Annotated in this window: 20 protein-coding genes; 6 read left to right on the plus strand and 14 right to left on the minus strand. The window is 71.2% G+C overall.

What is annotated here, in order from left to right:
- Positions 1-61: 61 nt before the first annotated feature.
- Positions 62-451 (minus strand): DUF1304 domain-containing protein, encoded by a 390-nt coding sequence (locus tag ACO03V_RS01435; RefSeq protein ID WP_367732225.1) that lies wholly within the window; start codon positions 449-451, stop codon positions 62-64.
- A gap of 32 nt (positions 452-483) precedes the next feature.
- Between ACO03V_RS01435 and ACO03V_RS01440 the strand changes: the two genes are divergently transcribed.
- Positions 484-1,206: a LysR substrate-binding domain-containing protein gene (locus tag ACO03V_RS01440; RefSeq protein WP_423136336.1), complete on the plus strand. Its 723-nt coding sequence runs from the start codon at positions 484-486 to the stop codon at positions 1,204-1,206.
- 8 nt (positions 1,207-1,214) lie between these two features.
- On the opposite strand, the gene ACO03V_RS01445 is transcribed toward ACO03V_RS01440, so the two are convergent.
- Positions 1,215-1,535, minus strand: a complete 321-nt coding sequence (locus ACO03V_RS01445; protein ID WP_423136337.1) for a hypothetical protein — start codon at positions 1,533-1,535, stop codon at positions 1,215-1,217.
- A gap of 64 nt (positions 1,536-1,599) precedes the next feature.
- Here ACO03V_RS01445 and ACO03V_RS01450 point away from each other — a divergent pair, with 64 nt between their 5' ends.
- Positions 1,600-2,325 carry a glutamine amidotransferase-related protein gene (locus ACO03V_RS01450; protein ID WP_367732219.1) on the plus strand — a complete coding sequence of 242 codons (726 nt, stop codon included), beginning with the start codon at positions 1,600-1,602 and terminating at the stop codon, positions 2,323-2,325.
- 185 nt (positions 2,326-2,510) lie between these two features.
- Complete coding sequence (locus ACO03V_RS01455) at positions 2,511-3,326, plus strand: tryptophan-rich sensory protein (protein WP_423136338.1); 816 nt, start codon at positions 2,511-2,513, stop codon at positions 3,324-3,326.
- 61 nt (positions 3,327-3,387) lie between these two features.
- Here the strand turns inward: ACO03V_RS01455 and treZ are convergent, their stop codons facing one another.
- From treZ to ACO03V_RS01495, 8 genes are all read right to left on the minus strand, one after another.
- Complete coding sequence (gene treZ, locus ACO03V_RS01460; RefSeq protein ID WP_423136339.1) at positions 3,388-5,139, minus strand: malto-oligosyltrehalose trehalohydrolase; 1,752 nt, start codon at positions 5,137-5,139, stop codon at positions 3,388-3,390.
- Positions 5,140-5,214: 75 nt separating this feature from the next.
- Positions 5,215-7,620, minus strand: a complete 2,406-nt coding sequence (gene treY / locus ACO03V_RS01465; RefSeq protein ID WP_423136340.1) for a malto-oligosyltrehalose synthase — start codon at positions 7,618-7,620, stop codon at positions 5,215-5,217.
- 3 nt (positions 7,621-7,623) lie between these two features.
- The gene (gene glgX / locus ACO03V_RS01470) at positions 7,624-9,846 is read right to left on the minus strand and encodes a glycogen debranching protein GlgX (protein ID WP_367732210.1); all 2,223 of its coding nucleotides are present in this window, start codon (positions 9,844-9,846) and stop codon (positions 7,624-7,626) included.
- A 147-nt stretch (positions 9,847-9,993) separates the two neighbouring features.
- Positions 9,994-10,479: a glutaminase gene (locus tag ACO03V_RS01475; protein ID WP_423136341.1), complete on the minus strand. Its 486-nt coding sequence runs from the start codon at positions 10,477-10,479 to the stop codon at positions 9,994-9,996.
- Entirely contained in the window at positions 10,476-11,327 is an 852-nt protein-coding gene (locus tag ACO03V_RS01480) for a transposase (protein WP_423136342.1), read from the minus strand. The genes ACO03V_RS01475 and ACO03V_RS01480 overlap by 4 nt, the downstream gene beginning before the upstream one ends.
- An 80-nt stretch (positions 11,328-11,407) precedes the next feature.
- Positions 11,408-12,085, minus strand: coding sequence for a GTP pyrophosphokinase (locus ACO03V_RS01485; RefSeq protein ID WP_423136343.1), 678 nt, complete (start codon positions 12,083-12,085; stop codon positions 11,408-11,410).
- A gap of 60 nt (positions 12,086-12,145) precedes the next feature.
- Positions 12,146-12,289 (minus strand): hypothetical protein, encoded by a 144-nt coding sequence (locus ACO03V_RS01490; protein WP_423136344.1) that lies wholly within the window; start codon positions 12,287-12,289, stop codon positions 12,146-12,148.
- A gap of 130 nt (positions 12,290-12,419) precedes the next feature.
- On the minus strand, positions 12,420-12,737 hold the full coding sequence (locus ACO03V_RS01495) for a hypothetical protein (protein ID WP_055959437.1): 318 nt from the start codon (positions 12,735-12,737) through the stop codon (positions 12,420-12,422).
- 107 nt (positions 12,738-12,844) lie between these two features.
- Between ACO03V_RS01495 and ACO03V_RS01500 the strand changes: the two genes are divergently transcribed.
- Complete coding sequence (locus tag ACO03V_RS01500; RefSeq protein ID WP_387056232.1) at positions 12,845-13,168, plus strand: hypothetical protein; 324 nt, start codon at positions 12,845-12,847, stop codon at positions 13,166-13,168.
- Here ACO03V_RS01500 and ACO03V_RS01505 read toward each other — a convergent pair whose 3' ends face one another.
- Positions 13,169-13,429 carry a hypothetical protein gene (locus ACO03V_RS01505; RefSeq protein WP_423136345.1) on the minus strand — a complete coding sequence of 87 codons (261 nt, stop codon included), beginning with the start codon at positions 13,427-13,429 and terminating at the stop codon, positions 13,169-13,171.
- Positions 13,430-13,518: 89 nt separating this feature from the next.
- Positions 13,519-14,058 carry a MarR family winged helix-turn-helix transcriptional regulator gene (locus ACO03V_RS01510; protein ID WP_423136346.1) on the minus strand — a complete coding sequence of 180 codons (540 nt, stop codon included), beginning with the start codon at positions 14,056-14,058 and terminating at the stop codon, positions 13,519-13,521.
- 147 nt (positions 14,059-14,205) lie between these two features.
- On the opposite strand from ACO03V_RS01510, the gene ACO03V_RS01515 reads away from it, so the two are divergent.
- Entirely contained in the window at positions 14,206-14,694 is a 489-nt protein-coding gene (locus tag ACO03V_RS01515; protein WP_423136347.1) for a MarR family winged helix-turn-helix transcriptional regulator, read from the plus strand.
- A 24-nt stretch (positions 14,695-14,718) separates the two neighbouring features.
- On the opposite strand, the gene ACO03V_RS01520 is transcribed toward ACO03V_RS01515, so the two are convergent.
- Positions 14,719-14,958 (minus strand): DUF3072 domain-containing protein, encoded by a 240-nt coding sequence (locus ACO03V_RS01520; protein WP_423136348.1) that lies wholly within the window; start codon positions 14,956-14,958, stop codon positions 14,719-14,721.
- Positions 14,959-15,065: 107 nt separating this feature from the next.
- On the opposite strand from ACO03V_RS01520, the gene ACO03V_RS01525 reads away from it, so the two are divergent.
- Complete coding sequence (locus ACO03V_RS01525) at positions 15,066-16,028, plus strand: alpha/beta fold hydrolase (protein WP_423136349.1); 963 nt, start codon at positions 15,066-15,068, stop codon at positions 16,026-16,028.
- Positions 16,029-16,163: 135 nt separating this feature from the next.
- On the opposite strand, the gene ACO03V_RS01530 is transcribed toward ACO03V_RS01525, so the two are convergent.
- Positions 16,164-17,279, minus strand: coding sequence for a PQQ-dependent sugar dehydrogenase (locus ACO03V_RS01530; protein ID WP_423136350.1), 1,116 nt, complete (start codon positions 17,277-17,279; stop codon positions 16,164-16,166).
- Positions 17,280-17,299 lie beyond the last annotated feature (20 nt).

The raw sequence follows: 17,299 nt of genomic DNA on the forward strand, positions 1-17,299 counted from the left end.
TCACCACCCCCGCCGGCGTACATTCGCGCCACCTCACGGCACGCAGAGGGGCAGGGATGCCTCAGGCCAGCAGCACCAGAACCACCCCGAGCAGCGGCAGCGTCCCCTGGACGGCCGCCGGCCGCACGTACTTCCTCCCCGAGGTCACCAGCACCAGCGCCGCGGCGAGCATCGAACCGAGCGAGAACAGCAGCAGGGTGCGGCCCGCGACGTCGCCGGTGCCGTTCACGGCCCAGAGCACGACGCCGAGCAACGCGCCCACCGCGAGGAACAGGTTGTAGAACCCCTGGTTGTACGCCATCGGACGGGTGATGTCGGCGGCATCCTGGCTGGCCACGCCGAACCGCCGCCACACCGCCGGACGCGTCCACCGGATGCTCTCCATCACGAAGATGAGGACGTGCAGCACGGCGGCGAGCGCCGCCACGATCAGAGCGAGGATGCCGGGCATGCCCCCACGCTAGCCCCGGATACCCTGGATCCATGGCCTCCGGAAAGAGCTCCCGCGGACGCGCCCCGCGCGGCGGACGTCCGGCCGCCCCGCGGACGTCCAAGCCGGCACCGGCGCGACGCCCCGCCCCCGCCAAGAAGCCGGCCGCGGTCTCGCCGGCGGAGGAGCCGCGCGACTTCGTCCTCGGGGCGGTTCCGGGCGCGACGCCGGGCAAGTGGATCGGCCTGTGGCGGGAACGGATGCCGCACGTCGCCCTCGACCTGCGCGCGATCACCGTGGCCGAGCAGCGCGAGGCCCTCGACGGTCTCGATGCAGCCCTCGTCCGTCTGCCCGTGGCAGCGCCCGACGACCTGCACCTGATCCCGCTCTACGACGAGCTCCCGGTGGTCATGATGGCGGCCGAGAGCGACCTGACCGCGGGCGAGGACCTGGAGCTGGCCGACCTGGCGGGCGAGGTCGTCATCACGCCCCTCGACGACACGCTCGGACTGAGGATCCCGGATGCCGCGGAGCCGCGCTTCGCGCCTCCGGCCGACGCGGCCGAGGCCATCGCGACGGTGGCCGCGGGGGTGGGGGTCGTCGTCGTCCCGATGTCGATCGCCCGGGCGAACCCGCGGCGCGACGTGGAGTTCCGCGTGCTGCGCGACGGACCGACCTCGACGGTCGCCCTCGCCTGGCTGCGGGAGCGGACGACGCCGGACGTCGAGGCGTTCGTCGGGATCGTCCGCGGCCGCACCGCCCGCTCGTCCCGGTAGCGGCCGCCTCAGCGCTTGTGCGTGCGGCGCACCTCGTCGACGGTCGCGCCGCCACGGAGACCCTGCGCCCGCGCCGCCCGCAGGACGGCCTCCGCGTCGGCCCTCGCCTCCTCCGTCCGCGCGGTGAGGTCGACGCGGACGGGGGTGGGGAGCCGCTTGCGCTCCCGGTCGCGCACCGCCGCCGCCATCACCTCGGCGACATCGACGGGGTCCCCGGCGAGGGTGCGCACATCGGCGTCGCAGCCGAGCTCGCCGGCGGCGGCCCGCAGCGCGGTCATCACCTCGTCGAGGTGTTCGACGTCGGTCACGAGCAGCGTGGCGGAGGTCATATCTCCATTGTCCGCCCGACGCCACCGCCGGGGGGGCCGGCCGGGCCGCGCATAGAATTCCGGGGTGTCCGGTCGTCTGCTCTACGTCTGCGCGCGCCCGCAGCGCGACGCCGCCGTCGCCGAGTGGGCGTCCTTCCGGGACGGATTGGGCGTCTCCGACGAGGATCTCGTCCACCACGACCTCGTGCGCGAGCCGCTTCCGGACGACCTCGAGCGCTTCTCCGGCGTCGTCGTCGGCGGAAGCCCCTTCAACGTGACGGACCCGGACAAGACGCCGACGCAACTCCGCCTGGAGGGCGACCTGGAGCGTCTCGCCGCCGCGGCGATCGACGGCCGGACGTCGGCGATGTTCACCTGCTTCGGCATCGGCGTGGTCACGCGCCTCCTCGGCGGCGACGTCACCCTGGACCACCCCGAAGACACCGGCCCGACCGACGTCGAGCTGACCCCGGAGGGGCGCACCGACGACCTCTTCGGCCTGCTCACGCCGCGGTTCCAGGCCCTGACCGCCCACAAGGAGGCCTCGGCATCCGTCCCGCCCGGCGCGACCCTCCTCGCCTCGAACGACCTGTGCCCCGTGCAGGCGTATCGCGCAGGCGACGCGCTGTGGGCGACGCAGTTCCACCCCGAGCCGACGACCGACGCGTTCGTCGCGCGGATGGCGGTGTACCGCGAGGCGGGGTACTTCGACGCCGACGCCTTCGACGAGGTGTCGGCCTTCGTCCGGACGGCCTCCATCGAGCAGCCGACGCTCCTGCTCCGGTCGTTCGCCGCGCGCGTCCTCGCCTGAGCGGACCGGCAGCCACGTCGGCAGGGCGCGGCCCCGCCGCCTCCCCAGACGGGCGCAGCCCCGCCGCCTCCTCAGGCGGGCGCGGCCCCGCCGCCTCCCCGGCTGGGCTCGGGGCCGCCCCCGGACGGGATGCCGCCGTGTCAAGCCCTCCACCCCAAACTCGCTAGCTTTTCTAGTGTTCTCGCATGAGTACAACAGGGAAGGCGCGGGGCGCGGACCTCGCGCGGCAGATCGTCGTCCTCTCCGCGGTGTCGTTCATGCTCGTCGCGGCGGTCGTCGGGGCCGGGGCGTTCAACAGCACCGCGGTGCAGGATCAGCAGGGCGGCGCTCTCGACACGGACGGCTCCTACCTCGCCCCCGCCGGTCCGGCGTTCTCGATCTGGTCGGTCATCTACGCCGGGCTCATCGCCTACGCCGTCTGGCAGGCGCTCCCGCGCCAGCGCGCGAACCCTCGCCAGCGCGCCCTCGGCTGGCCGATCGCGCTGACCATGGCGCTGAACGGCCTGTGGCTGGTCGCAGCACGCTTCGGGACCCTGTTCCTCACCGTCGTCGTCATCGTCCTGCTCCTCGCGGCGCTGGGCTACGCCTTCCGGATCGCGGTGATCACGCGCGAGCCGCGGGGCGGCGTGCTCGACTCCGTCCTCATCGACGGCGTCACGGGCCTCCACCTCGGCTGGGTGACCCTCGCGACCGTCGCCAACATCGCGGCGTGGCTGACCACGGTCGTCCCCGCGGAGTGGGAGCAGGGGGCGGATGCCATCGGCATCGCCGTCCTCCTGGTCGTGGCGGTCGTGGGTCTGGCCATCGCGTGGCGGAGCGGCTGGCGCGTGACCCCCGCGATCGCCCTGGCGTGGGGCCTGTCGTGGCTCGCGGTCGAACGGTTCACAGGCGAGCCGCAGAGCGGACCCATCGGCGTGGTCGCGATCATCGTCGCCGTCGTCGTCCTGCTCCCGCCCCTCACGGTCTCGACTCTCCGCCTCCTGCGTCCCGGCGGAGACTGATCCCGCATGCACGACCGACGGCCCCCGCTCCGTGGAGCGGAGGCCGTCGGTCGTATCGAGGTCAGAGCGGCGGTGCGGCGATCGCGCTCGCCCCGGCCGGCACGGTGACCGACCCGTCCTCGAGCGTCACGCCGTCCGCGGTCGCCAGCAGGACGCGGACCCCGGATGCCACCGGCACCGACGCCGCGGCCTCGGAGAGGTTGACCACGACGACCAAGTCCTGACGGCGCAGCTCGTAGACCCGCCCACCGTCGCCCTCCGTCGTCCGCGCCGACAGTCCGTCGCGGGAGGGATCGGTCAGCTCGGGACGCGTCCGCCGCAGCTTCGCCAGCTCGCGATAGAGCGCCAGCAGCGTCGCATGCCCGTCCTGGTCCGGCTCGTCCCAGTCCAGCTTGGAGCGCTCGAACGTCGCCGGGTCCTGCGGGTCGGGGACCGTCGACTCGTCCCAGCCCATCTTCGCGAACTCGGCGATGCGCCCCTCGGCCGTCACCTTGCCGAGCTCGGGCTCCGGGTGCGAAGTGAAGAACTGCCACGGCGTCTTCGCCCCCCACTCCTCGCCCATGAAGAGCATGGGCGTGCCGGGCGCGGTCAGCGTCAGCACGGCGGAGGCAGCGAGCCGGTCGAAGTCCAGGGTCTGCGAGAGACGGTCGCCCGCGGCCCGGTTGCCGATCTGGTCGTGGTCCTGCGCGAACGTCACGAGGCGCCAGTTCGGCACGGCATCCGGGATGGGGTGTCCGTGCTTCTCCTCACGGAACGACGAGTAGGTGCCGTCGTGGAAGAAGCCGCCCTCACTCACCTTGCGGAACGCGTCCGCGTCGGCGAAGTCCTCGTAGTAGCCGATGGTCTCGCCCGTCAGCGCGACGTGCGCCGTGTGGTGCCAGTCGTCCGACCACTGCGCCGTCAGTCCATAGCCGCCGGCCTCGCGGGGCAGGATGAGCTTCGGATCGTTCATGTCCGACTCGGCGATCGTCGTCAGCGGCACGCCACGGTGCGCTGACAGCGCGTCGGTCCGCTCGGCGATCTCCTGAAGGATGTGCACCGGTCGCTCATCGAGCAGCGCGTGCACGGCATCCAGGCGGAGACCGTCGACGTGGTAGTCGCTCATCCACATCAGCGCGTTCTCGAGGATGAAGGCGCGCACGGCGTCCTCGTCCAGGTTGACCGAATCGCCCCACGTGTTGCGGCTGCCTTCGCGCAGGTACTCGCCGAACTCCGGCAGATAGTTGCCCGACGGTCCGAGGTGGTTGTAGACGACGTCCTGGATGACCGCGAGACCGGCCGCGTGGGCGGCGTCGACGAAGCGCTGGTAGGCCTCCGGCCCGCCGTACGCCTCGTGCACGGTGTACCAGAGGACCCCGTCGTAGCCCCAGTTCCACGTCCCGTTGAAGCCGTTCACCGGCAGCAGCTCGACGTGCGTGACCCCCAGGTCGACGAGGTGGTCGAGGCGCCCGATGGCGGCATCCAGGGTCCCCTCCGGCGTGAAGGTCCCGAGGTGCAGCTCGTAGATGAGACCGCCCGGCAGCTGACGGCCCGTCCAGGCGGCGTCGTTCCAGCTGTAGACCGACGGGTCGAACCAGGCCGAGGCCTCGTGCACGCCCCCGGGCTGACGCCGCGACCGCGGGTCGGGGCGCAGGTCGTCCCCGTCACCGAGGACGAAGCCGTACCGTTCGCCGTCGGCGAGGTCGACGGGAGTCGACCACCACCCATCGGCGGTGGCCGTCATCTCCACGTCTTCGACGACCGTGTCGCCGCTGTCGTCGAGCCGGCGCAGCCGGACGCGCTCTGCCTTGGGTGCCCAGACGTCGATGCTCATCAGAGGTGTTCCCTTCGTATGGGAGAGATCGGGGGGGATGCGGGGCGACCGGGTGGGCCGCCCCGCGCGTGACGATCAGAAGATCAGAAGGGACACGGGGTAGACCGCCAGCAGGTCGGCCAGCGGCACGGCGCCGCCCGCGAACGAGCGACCGGTCAGCACGTCGATGACGGGCGTGTCCGGCAGCAGCACCACCGTGTCGCGCCAGCCGCCCGAGGCTTTCAGACCGTGGGGCAGACGCGTCGCGACGGCGAACACCCCGCCGCGATCGAACGCGATGACGTGGTCCGCCGCCACTCCGGCGGCCTCCAGCGGACGGTAGATCCCGAGCGGGTGCTCCCGACGCAGGCGCAGCGCACGCGAGGTCACGAGCAGCTTCGCCGCACCCGTGGCATCCACGGCCGGAGCCGGTGCTCCGGGGGCGTCGATCGCGGCGAGGAGCCGGCGCCGCTCGGCGAAGTCGACCGCACGACGGTTGTCGGGATCGACGAGCGACTGCTCCCACAGCTCCGAGCCCTGGTAGACGTCGGGAACGCCCGGGCCCAGGATCTGCAGCAGCTTGGCCGACAGGCCGTTCGACCACCCCGCGGGCGAGATCTCGTCGACGAACGCGCGGACGCGCTCGGCGGCGGGGCCGGTCGCGGCGTCGACGACGGCGTGCATGCGCTCTTCGAACGCCTCGTCCTGCTCCCACCATCCGGTGACCTCGGACGCCTCGCGCGCCGCCTTCTCGGCGTAGGCGTGCAGGCGCTCGCGGTAGTCCTTCAGACCCTCCGCGGTGTCCGCGGTAGCCGGCCACGCCCCGACGATCGCCTGCCACAGCAGCGCGTCGAACGGCCCGTGGCCGGTGGAGGCGATCCCGCGGAGCTCCCCCAGGACGGCGGACCAGCGCTCGGGGATCTCGGCGAGGACGGTGATGCGGGCACGCGTGTCCTCGCCGCGCTTGGTGTCGTGCGTCGACAGCGTCGTCATGGCGCTGGGCCACGACGCGTGACGCAGCGCCTGCGCGGTGTGGAAGCCCGCGACGTCGAGGGAGAACTCCCCCGGATCGCCGCCCACCTCGGTGAGCGAGCCCAGCCGTGTGTAACGGTAGAACGCCGTGTCCTCGACGCCCTTGGCCATCACGGGCCCGGTCGTCTGCTGGAAGCGCCAGGCGACCTCGAGGCTCGTGTCGGCGAGCACCGGGACGAGCTTCTCGATGACATCGCCGAGCTCGGGACGGCGGACCTCCGCCTCGCCCGCCGCGGCGTCGAGGTGCGCGCGGCCGGCGGGCAGGTAGGAGCGGTAGACGGGGAAGCACGCGAGGATCTCGGCCAGCGCGTCCTGCAGCGCCTCGGCGTCGAACTCCTGGCGGAGCTCCGCGGGGAGACCGCGCACGAGACGGCGGATCTCCGACACCTGGATCGAGTCGGCGATCTTGCGTTTCGTGTCGTGGATGAGGTCGTGCCAGCCGGTGATCGGCTCCAGGTCGCTGTCGGCGCGCAGGCGCGCATCGAGAGCGTCCAGCGCCGCCTCTCCCGCAGGGTCGGTCAGCACCCGGTCGATCTCGGCGAGAGCGTCGTAGCCCGTGGTCCCGGCGGTCTTCCACCACGAGGGCAGCGCCTCGCCGTGCTCGAGGATCTTCTCGCCGAGGACGTAGCCGACGTCGCCGTCGCCTGCTTCCTCGAGGGCGACCGCGAGCTGGTCGAGGTACCCGCCCGGATCGACGAGGCCGTCCGGGTGATCGACGCGCAGACCGTCCGCGAGGCCCTCGCGCACCCAGCGCAGGATCTCGGCGTGGGTCGCCTGGAACACCTCCGGCAGCTCGACCCGGACGCCCGCGAGCGTGGTGACCGCGAAGAAGCGACGGTAGTTCAGGTCGGCCGCCTCGTCCTGCCAGAAGCGCAGCTCGAAGTTCTGCGCGGCCAGCAGGGCGCGGATGCCGTCACGGGGCGCGGAGGCCGTGGCATCCGGAGCCGTGCCCGGCGCGACCGGGAAGGCGTGGTCGAAGTAGCGGATGAGACCGTCGGGAGCGTCGTCCGCGGGTGTCGGGTCGTAGGTGATCTCGTCGATCACCGCGTCGAGCTGGTCGCCGAGGACGGGGAGGCGCACCTTGCCGTCGCCGAACTCCCAGTCGATGTCGAACGCCCCCGCGTGGGCCGAGGCACGGCCGAGCCGGAGGACGTCCCACCACCAGGCGTTGGTCCGGGGCTCGGAGACGCCCATGTGGTTGGGGACGATGTCGACGAGGATGCCGAGACCGTCCGCGCGCGCCGCCGCGGCGAACCGCTCCAGACCCGCGGCACCCCCGCGGGCCGGGTCCACCCGGCTGACGTCGACGACGTCGTAGCCGTGGTCCGACCCGGGCGTGGCCTCGAGGATCGGCGAGAGGTACGCCCACGAGACCCCGAGGTCACGGAGATATCCCGTGACCTCGGCGGCATCGTCGAGGGTGAACGACTCGCGGATCTGCAGGCGGTACGTCGACAGCGGCGCGCGCACCGGTCAGAGCTCCGGCTTCGGGGCCTGCGCGGGCAGGTCGTCCGCGCCGGCGGCGAGGACCTGCGCGGTGAGCGACGCGGCGACCGAGTGGTCCACCTCGGGCTCGGGCACGTGGTGCTCGCGCAGCACGATGAGCGACTTCGGCTCCAGCGGCAGCGTCTCGCCGGGCTCGAGAGGCTCGGTGTTGGCGCGCTCCCCCGCGGTGTCGACGTAGGCATCCCACTTCGGGGCGTAGTCGAAGGCCGGGAGCTGGAAGTCCACCTGCTCGTCACCCGCGTTGAAGAGAACGAGGAAGTGGTCGTCGCTGATCGACTGGCCCCGACGGTCGCGCTCGCGGATGCCCTGACCGTTGAGGAAGACCCCCACCGCGCGACCGAAGCCGCTGTCCCAGTCCTCGGGCTGCATGACCGAGCCGTCCGGACGCAGCCAGACCACGTCGGGGATCGGCGCCCCCTCCTCCATCTTCACCGGGCGGCCGTCGAAGAACCGGCTGCGGCGGAAGGTGGGGTGCTGCTTGCGCAGACGGGCGAGCGCCGCGGTGAACTCGATCAGCGGGGTGTCCACGGTGGACCAGTCCACCCACGTGATCTCGTTGTCCTGCGCGTAGCCGTTGTTGTTGCCGCCCTGCGTGCGTCCCAGCTCGTCGCCGTGCAGGAGCATCGGGACACCCTGGCTGAGCAGCAGCGTCGCGATGAAGTTGCGCTGCTGCTGGGCCCGGCGCTTCAGCACCTCGGGGTCGTCCGTCGGCCCCTCGACCCCCATGTTGCTCGAGCGGTTGTGCGATTCGCCGTCGTTGTTGTCCTCGCCGTTGGCCTCGTTGTGCTTCTCGTTGTACGACACGAGGTCGCGCAGCGTGAACCCGTCGTGGGCGGTGACGAAGTTGATGGATGCCACCGGCGCACGGCCGGAGTGCTCGTACAGGTCCGCCGAGCCGGTCAGGCGCGAGGCGAACTCGGCGAGAGCCTGCGGCTCCCCCCGCCAGAAGTCGCGGACCGTGTCGCGGTACTTGCCGTTCCACTCGGTCCACTGGGGCGGGAAGTTGCCGACCTGGTAGCCGCCGGGGCCGACGTCCCACGGCTCCGCGATGAGCTTGACCTGCGAGACGATCGGGTCCTGCTGCACGAGCTCGAAGAAGGCCGCCAGGCGGTCGACCTCGTAGAACTCGCGGGCGAGCGTCGACGCGAGGTCGAAGCGGAAGCCGTCGACGTGCATCTCCAGCACCCAGTACCGCAGTGAGTCCATGATCAGCTGCAGCGTGTGCGGGTTGCCCACGTTCATGCTGTTGCCGGTGCCGGTGTAGTCGGTGTAGTACCGCTTGTCGTCGTCCTCGAGGCGGTAGTACGCCTCGTTGTCGATGCCGCGCATCGACAGGGTGGGGCCCATGTGGTTGCCCTCGGCGGTGTGGTTGTAGACCACGTCGAGGATGACCTCGATGCCCGCCGCGTGCAGCGCCTTGACCATGGCCTTGAACTCCTGCACCTGCTGGCCGTGGTCGCCGGTCGAGGAGTAGGTGTTCTGCGGGGCGAAGAAGGCGATGGTGTTGTAGCCCCAGTAGTTCGACAGCCCCTTGTCCTCGAGGGTGGAGTCGTTGACGAACTGGTGGACCGGCATGAGCTCGATCGCGCTGACGCCGAGCTTCTTCAGGTGGTCGATGACGGCCGGGTGAGCGATGCCGGCGTAGGTGCCGCGCAGCTCCTCGGGGACCTCGGGGTGCAGCTCGGTGAGGCCCTTCACGTGGGCCTCGTAGATGAAGGTCTCCGCGTACGGCGTCTTCGGCTGACGGTCGCCCGACCAGTCGAAGAACGGGTTGACGACGACGCCCTTCATCATGTGGGGCGCGGAGTCCTCGTCGTTGAACGAGTCCGGGTCGCCGAACTCGTAGCTGAAGACCGGCTGGCCCCAGTCGATCTGCCCCTCGACGGCCTTCGCATAGGGGTCGAGGAGGAGCTTCGCGGGGTTGAAGCGCTTGCCGTTCGCGGGGTCGTACTCTCCGTGCACACGGTACCCGTACCGCTGCCCGGGGAGGATGTTGGGGAGGTAGGCGTGCCAGACGAAGGCGTCGACGTCGATCAGCTCGTAGCAGGTCTCCGTTCCGTCCTCGTCGAAAAGGCAGAGCTCTACCTTCTCCGCTCCTTCACTGAACAGGGCGAAGTTCGTCCCATTACCGTCGTAAGTGGCCCCGAGGGGATAACTGGATCCTGGCCATACCTGCTGCACGTCGCTCACGATAGACCAGCGTTGTTTCCGCGGAAGACCCCCGTCATCGCTGTTGACACCCGCACCCCCCGCGACTATGCGCGTGCATCGCGCGCCGACCGGTCGCGCCGTCCAGGTGCGTTGGACCGGATGCTGCAGCCGGTCGATCGGCGCGCCTCAGGCGCGTTCGGGCGGGTGCTGCAGCAGGTCGATCCGTTCGTCCAGGTAACGGTCGAGCGGCATGAGCCCACCGGCCGCGCTCCAGCGGACGACGACGCCACCGCCGCGCAGGGCGACCGGGGTCGACCGCTCGTCGAGCGCATCCGCGTCGACGGGATGCCACCCGATGTGCACGACCGCCCCCTCCGGGACGCCCCCGCGTGCGGCGGCCGCGGCGAGCTCGGCGCGGCGCCGTTGCGACTCGGCGGCGAACCCCCGGCGGACCTCGGCGCGGGACCGGACGATGTCGCCGGTGGCGAGCACCGCGTCCTCGGTGAGCAGCAGGACGCCGAGGTGCCAGGCCGTCGTCGTGGGCACGATGCGGGGAGCGCGGGGGAAGCCCAGCAGCCGTCGCCCCTCCTGCAGCTCCCCGATCCTCTCCCGCGGCGCGTCTGTCAGACGTGCGCGGGCCGCGTCGAGCAGATCGTCGAGCGCATCGGTCACCGGTCGTCTCCCTCGTCCCGCGCGGCGACGGCCCGTTCCAGGGTCTTCGCCGCCTCCCGTGCGCTGCGCTGCGCCTCGGCCCGGTCCGCCTTCCGGCGCTCCACCTCGCCGTCGGCCGCGGCCGCGTCCTTCTCGACCCTGGCGAGCTCGGCCCGCAACGCGGTCACGCGCTCGTGCACCCGATCGGCGTGCTCCCGCGCTGTCGTCAGACGACTCTCGGCCGACGACACCGTGCGGTCGGCCTCGGCCTGCGCGCGCTCCGCCTCGCGGACGGCTCGCTCGGCGGCCTTCCGTGCGCGGCGGGCGGCGAGGTCGTCGCGCGCCGGCGCGGCGGGAACGGCGTCCGGGACGCCGCCGGCGACCGCCGCGCCGAGCGCGTCGCCGTCCAGGTCCCCCGCCTCGATCGTCGTGACGAGCCGTCCGGTCAGGACCGCGGCGGCGGCCGCCGCGTCCACGACGGCCGCGTTGACGGTGTGCTCCACCGCCTCGGTCATCGCCGGGCTGAGCGTCGTGCCGGCCTCCGCCGCGAGCTCGGCGGCGCGACGGGCCAGAGCCGAGACCAGTGCGCGCCGCTGCTTCCCCAGACGCGCCAGCTCCGCGGCATCCAGGTCGTCCTGCGCCTCGTGCAGCGCGGCCGAGAGCTCGACGGCCTCCCCCAGCTGGCCGTCCCGCACGAGCAGGTTGACGGCCCAGGCCGCGACGGTGGGCTTACGCAAGCGTTTGACGCGCGTCGCCAGGGACCCGGACACCTCCGCCGCTCGGGCGTTGCGCGACGCGGTGAACGACGCCGGCGGTTCCGCGTACAGCGCGACGGCGATCTCGTCGAGGCGGGCGTCGTCGTCGCTCATCCCTCCATTGTGGCGGTGCGGGCGGGACACCCGTCCTGGCAGGTCGTTCGGGGCCCGGCGGACATGTGCCCTGCGCCCTGTCAGAGCGCGACGACGTCGATGCCGGTGCCGCGGATCTCCCGGTGCAGTCGCTCCATGCGCGCGTCGAGCTCCGCGGCGGTGTCGGCGGCGTCCTTCAGCTGCGCGAGCAGCTCGTCGGGGACCAGGCGATCGTACTTGTAGTAGATCTTGTGCTCCAGGCTCGCCCAGAAGTCCATCGCGATCGTCCGGAACTGCACCTCGACGGGCACGTGCACCCGCCCGGTGGAGAGGAAGACGGGCACCTCCACGATCACGTGCAGGCTCTTGTACCCGTTGGCCTTGGGAGTGGCGATGTAGTCCTTGACGTCCCGCACGCTGATGTCGTCCTGCTGGGTGAGCAGGTCGAAGAGCCGGTACGCGTCGGCGACGAAGCTGCAGGTGATCCGGATGCCGGCGATGTCGGTGATCGAGGCGCGGATGGAGGCGAAGTCCGGCTCGACGCCCTTGCGGCGGACCTTGTCGACGAGGCTGTCCGGCGACTTGACCCGGCTCGACACGTGCTCGATCGGGTTGTAAGCGTGCATCTCCTGGAACTCCTCGCGAAGGATCGAGATCTTCGTCTCGACCTCGGCGAGCCCGAAACGGTACTCCATCAAGAACCTTTGGAACTCGTCGCGCATCGCACGCAGGGCGGAGCCCGACACCGTGATCTGCTGCTCCTCCAGCGGGTCGGTCATGCTCCCGACGCTACAAACGCCGGCTACGAGGCCGCTGAGAGACCGCGTCGGTCGTTCGGCTCAGCGGTGGGGGCGCGAGCTCACCCGTGGTACGAGCTCGCCGTCGATGACGTCGATCCCGATGAGGCCGTCGAAGACGTCGGGGAGATCGTTCCACCCATCGTCGTCGGGCGCGGGGAGAAACGGGGGGACATGGTTCGTCACGGCTCGACTCCTTCCGTGCGTTTCGTCCACGATGACAGACGCACGACACGACCGAGTCGCGCCTTGACAAGCTCCCCTGTCATACACATCCCGCGCAGCCGGCAGCCGTTCCTCGGCGGGCGGCGGAAGATCAGCCCTCTTCGACGTGGGCGTCCTCGGACGGTTCCGGCGTGATCGCGAGACCGTTGGGACCGGATGCCGCCAGCATGAGGTCCTCGACCCAGACGCGGTTGATGCGCGGCTGACGGCTCCCGTAGAAGTGGAACTGGATCGGCACCGACGGGTGCATCCAGAAGCTGCGGCGACCGCTGCCGTCGCCCACCTCGACGTCGAACATGAACGACTCGGACCGACGCAGCTTGTTCATCACGACGATGCGCAGGTGCGCCAGCGTACGGTCATCGATGTCGACGGCGTTCGCGACGGTGTCGTAGATGAAACGTCCCATGCGATGAGCCTAATGGAGGTTGGTCCGCCTCGAATCCCGGATGCCACGACGGCCCTCCGGACGCAACCCCCGCGACCGCCGCTCCGACCCGGCAGTACCGTGCTCGGGTGGGAACGCTCTACTACGGCGACGCTGCCTCGCCGATCGAGATCGAGGACCGTGCCCTGGCGCACGTCAAAGTCGTCATCGCGACCAAGCTCCGCCGCGGCGAGAGCTTCACGCTGTCGTGGGCGCACGGCGAGGGGCAGGAGCCGGGCCGCAGCACGGTCTGGCTGCACCCGTCCATCCCGTTGAGGTTCGCGTTCACCGAGGCGGAGCCGGCTCTGCTCAGCCGCGCGTGGATCGAAGAGCTCGCGACGTCCGCCAACTCCTCGGGGGGTCTGATGATCGTCCCCGAACCCGAGCGCGGCGGCGAGCCGGGACCTCGCTGACTAGCGGTGGAGGTCCTGGTCGAGGATCTCCCGCGCGCCCTCTTCGACAGCTGCGGGGATGACCGTGGGCTTGCCGGCGGTGAACGCCTCCCACTCGCGCAGAACGACGGCTTCGATCCTTGCCGGGTCCTCGCCCGGGTAGTCGATCCGCAGCCGGGAGAGGACACCTTCGAAGGAGGTCACCTCGACGCCCTCCACCACGACGATCGCGGGGTCGAACGCGGACACGTCGGAGCGCGCGTCCACGATGTTGTCGTCCATGCGCCTATGTTTTCACGGACTTCGCCCGGTTCCTAATACTCGGAATTAAAGTAGGCTGCCGAGTTTCTTAGTCCCGTGAGCGATCTCCGTCACGCGTCGGCGGAGGCCTTGACCGGCGTCGGGACGGGGTGCGGATCGACCTGGTCGACCGCGTCCTGCAGACGCGAGAGACAGGCGATGACGACGGAGCTCTCCTCGGGCGTCATGTCGACGACGGCCGCCATCATGCGGGAGTGCATCTCGCCCAGCGTCGCGCGGACCTCGGCGTCGCTCGCCGCCGTCGCCACGACGTGGATGCTGCGGCGATCGGTGGGGTGCGGCACACGCGTGACGTGACCGGTCTTCTCGAGGCGATCGATGATGGCCGTGGTCGAGGCGGTCGACACCCCGAGGTAGCGGGTGAGCTCGCTCGGGGACACGAGACGGTTCTCTCCGGTCGCCCGCAGGAGGTAGCGGAGGACGAGCAGCTCGTTCTCACCCATCGACATGGACTCGCGGGTGCGACGGCGCATCGCCACCTCGGCCGCGCGGTACACACGGAAGGCTTGCAGGACGTCTACGGCACGACGGCGGCGGTCCTCTTCGGCGGCGCCGTACCAGTAGCGCGACGATTCGGGCCTGGTTTCCACGTCGAAGATCCTATGTCAGCCGATCGCCGCCGAGCCCCTGCCGCTCCCGGCTCACGGCAGGTAACATGCTAAGAAGAACAGTTCTCCACTTGGTAGGCAGCAGAGACACTAGCGAGACGAGACACAATCCCGCCCTCGGGAGGTGACATGAGACACACAGCGACCGCAGACGACGTCGTGAGGGCGCTGAGCGAACTCACCGACTCAAGCGCCTCGATCGAACGGACCGCCCTCCACTCCCTCGGCATCGGACCGAACGACGCGCGGGTGCTACGGTTCCTCATCGATCGCGCCCCGGACGACGACCCCGTCACACCTCGCCTTCTGACGGAAATGCTGGGCATCTCCTCCGCCGCGACAACGGCGCTGATCGACCGGCTGGCCGACGCGGGGTGGGTCGAGCGAGAGCCGTACCCGGGTGACCGTCGATCGATCGTCGTGCGCGCCACGATCGATCCCGCATCGCCGGCGCGTCGACTGCTCGCCGTGCGGCACGCGTCGGTGGCTCTGGCGGCATCCAAGCTCGGGGCCGGAGATCGGCGGGTGGTCGCGGACTTCCTCGACGAGATCGCGCGGGCGGAGAAGCAGCACCTCGACGAGCTCGCTCCCGAGGACGCCGCGTCGCGCACACCTTGAAGCACGCGACGCGGCGATGGCGGGTCAGACGGAGGAACGACCGGTCTCGGACTGCAGGCGCTCGATCTGCTCGGACGCCTCGGCCTTCGTCAGATCCGCCGGGATCTCCTCGCCGGCCTGGCGGGCGAGGGTATCGAGGTAGCTGCGCTGGGGCGCGGTCATCGGCTCGTCGCCGGTGACCCAGTCGGACGGGTCCTTCTCGGCGGGGTTGTCGCTCTCGCGAGCGGCGCCGAGGGTTTCTTCTTCACGCGGAGCATCGGTCATGGTGTCGAGGCTAGGCCGCTCCTCCGACACCGCCCCCGGTCTTGACAGCGCCGCGGGGACCGGGCGCGCATCGGCGCCCGTCCAGGCCGATGCGGCATCCTGGACCGATGCCCCCCGCGATCGCTCCCGCAGACGTCGATGTCCAGACGATAGTGAACGACGGCGCTCGGACCCGCGTCACCCGCATGTCGACCGGGACGAACGGGAGGCCCTTCGTCCTCATCGCCGGCATCGGTGTCGCGGCGACCTACTTCGAGTTCCTCGCTCCCCTGCTCGCCCAGGAGGGAGAGGTGTTCGCCCTCGACCTCCCGGGCTTCGGCGGAATGCCGCACCCGGGTGAGGCCCCCACCCCGGCGTTCTTCGCCGATCAGGTGGAGGCCGTGATCGGCCGTTATGGCCTGGAGGACCCGGTGCTCATCGGCCACTCGATGGGGACGCAGGTCGTCACGGAGGTGCTCGCGCGCCGCGACGACCTCCGTCATGCCGTGCTCGTCAGTCCCGTTGTGGACGAGCAGCACGAGACGGTGCTCGAGCAGGGCGTGCGGTTCGCCCAGTCCACCGCGCGCGAGTCGTTCCATCTGGCGATGACGGCGCTCTCCGCGTATCTCCTGTGCGGGATGCTGTACTTCCTCGAAGTGCTCCCGCACATGCTGCGCTACCGCATCAGCGACCGGATCGGGCTCGGTTCGGCGCGCCTGCTCCTCATCCGCGGCGAGTTCGACCGCCCGTCGCCGCGGCGCTTCCACTCCCGACTCGTGGCGGCCGCCCCCTCAGCCGCGCGCTGGGAGATCCGCGGGGCCGCCCACTCCATCATCAACGGGCACGCCGTGGGGGTGGCGCGACTCGTCTCGCGTCACCTCGCCGGAGACCTCCCCGCGCGCGGGCGTCTCTCCAGCGAAGAGGCCGCCGTCCCGCCCGCAGACCATGCCGACGTGCGCATGGTCCTCAGCGCGATCGGCAGCCGGTTCGCGGAGTGGTTCAGCGCGCTCCGCCGCGACGAGGACGGCGTCGAGCGAGCCAAGGCGCGGCATGCGCGCCTCCTCTGGCGCGCCTACGTCTCCCCCCGCTGACCCCCCCCCGTCCCGATCACGCTTCCTGCACTCGGAAACGCTGTCACCCGGCGTTTCCGGGCACGGAGAGCGTTTATCGGCCCCGAAACGCCGTAGCACCGCGGCAGGGGCGCGGCAGGCGTCGCCGGCGCCGGATCACCCCGCGGTCAGCGGCACCCGCAGGATGTCGTCGACACCGCCGTTCCCGCGGTCCGTGTCGCTCGTCACGACGTACAGCTCGCCGCCCGGGCCGACCACCGCGTCCCGCAGGCGTCCGAACTCTTCGACGAAGTATTCGGTCGACGTCGACGGATCACTCGTCGGGATGCCGCGCAGCCGCTGCCCCCGCAGATTGGCCACGAACACGGTGCCCTCGACGACGGTCAGACCGCTCGGACTCGCGTCCGCCGGTGCCCACTGCTGGACGGGGTCGACATAGCGGGGGTCTCCGCCGACGCCCTCGACCGTCGGCCAACCGTAGTTCCCGCCGGGCTCGATGATGTTGAGCTCGTCCCACGTGTCCTGCCCGAACTCGGACGCGAACATCGTGCCGGCGGCATCCCATCCGATGCCCTGCGGATTGCGGTGACCGAGGCTCCAGACCGGCGACCCCGCGAACGGGTTGTCGTCGGGGATCGACCCGTCCGGTGCGATGCGCAGGATCTTGCCCGCGAGCGAGTCCGGGTCCTGGGCGAGCTCAGGGTCGGACGCGTCTCCGGTCGTCGCATAGAGCATGCCGTCCGGACCGAACGCCAGCCGCCCGCCGTTGTGGATGTTCGAGGCCGGGATGCCGTCGACGAGCGTCCGCGGCTCGCCCAGCGCGAACGCGCCCGCCGCCCCGTCGAGCGGGAATCCCACCACGCGGTTGCCGTCCGGCGTGGTGACGTAGGCGAACAGCTCGCCGTCCGCCACCGCGATCCCGAGCAGCCCGCCCTCGCCCCGGGCCGCGACGTCCGGCACCTCCCCCACCGTCCGCAGTCCGCCGTCGACGACCTCGAGGATCCGCCCCGTGTCGCGCTCGCTGACCAGCATCGCCGTGTCGGCGAACGCCACCGACCAGGGGGTCACGAGACCGGATGCCACGACCTCGGGGGCACCGTCGGGCATCACGGCCTGCGGTGCGCCGGGAGTCGGCGGGGCCGCAGGGGCGCTCGGCGACGGCGGCGAGGCAGCGGCATCCGGGGTCCGCTCCTCCGCGCACGCGGACAAAGCGAGCAGAGAGACGGCCATCGTGGCGAGCGCACTCGCCCGTCGCGGCAGGGGGATCGGCATGGGGGCTCCTCGTGTGGCGG

The organism is Microbacterium sp. HMH0099 (assembly GCF_049384025.1).
Taxonomy (GTDB): domain Bacteria; phylum Actinomycetota; class Actinomycetes; order Actinomycetales; family Microbacteriaceae; genus Microbacterium.

Excerpts from the sequence above, each read along its gene's own strand:
- ACO03V_RS01435 (WP_367732225.1), bottom strand. The coding sequence starts at position 451 with ATGCCCGGCATCCTCGCTCTGATCGTGGCGGCGCTCGCCGCCGTGCTG.
- ACO03V_RS01440 (WP_423136336.1), top strand. The coding sequence starts at position 484 with ATGGCCTCCGGAAAGAGCTCCCGCGGACGCGCCCCGCGCGGCGGACGT.
- ACO03V_RS01445 (WP_423136337.1), bottom strand. The coding sequence starts at position 1,535 with ATGACCTCCGCCACGCTGCTCGTGACCGACGTCGAACACCTCGACGAG.
- ACO03V_RS01455 (WP_423136338.1), top strand. The coding sequence starts at position 2,511 with ATGAGTACAACAGGGAAGGCGCGGGGCGCGGACCTCGCGCGGCAGATC.
- treZ (WP_423136339.1), bottom strand. The coding sequence starts at position 5,139 with ATGAGCATCGACGTCTGGGCACCCAAGGCAGAGCGCGTCCGGCTGCGC.
- ACO03V_RS01480 (WP_423136342.1), bottom strand. The coding sequence starts at position 11,327 with ATGAGCGACGACGACGCCCGCCTCGACGAGATCGCCGTCGCGCTGTAC.
- ACO03V_RS01485 (WP_423136343.1), bottom strand. The coding sequence starts at position 12,085 with ATGACCGACCCGCTGGAGGAGCAGCAGATCACGGTGTCGGGCTCCGCC.
- ACO03V_RS01495 (WP_055959437.1), bottom strand. The coding sequence starts at position 12,737 with ATGGGACGTTTCATCTACGACACCGTCGCGAACGCCGTCGACATCGAT.
- ACO03V_RS01505 (WP_423136345.1), bottom strand. The coding sequence starts at position 13,429 with ATGGACGACAACATCGTGGACGCGCGCTCCGACGTGTCCGCGTTCGAC.
- ACO03V_RS01515 (WP_423136347.1), top strand. The coding sequence starts at position 14,206 with ATGAGACACACAGCGACCGCAGACGACGTCGTGAGGGCGCTGAGCGAA.
- ACO03V_RS01520 (WP_423136348.1), bottom strand. The coding sequence starts at position 14,958 with ATGACCGATGCTCCGCGTGAAGAAGAAACCCTCGGCGCCGCTCGCGAG.
- ACO03V_RS01525 (WP_423136349.1), top strand. The coding sequence starts at position 15,066 with ATGCCCCCCGCGATCGCTCCCGCAGACGTCGATGTCCAGACGATAGTG.
- ACO03V_RS01530 (WP_423136350.1), bottom strand. The coding sequence starts at position 17,279 with ATGCCGATCCCCCTGCCGCGACGGGCGAGTGCGCTCGCCACGATGGCC.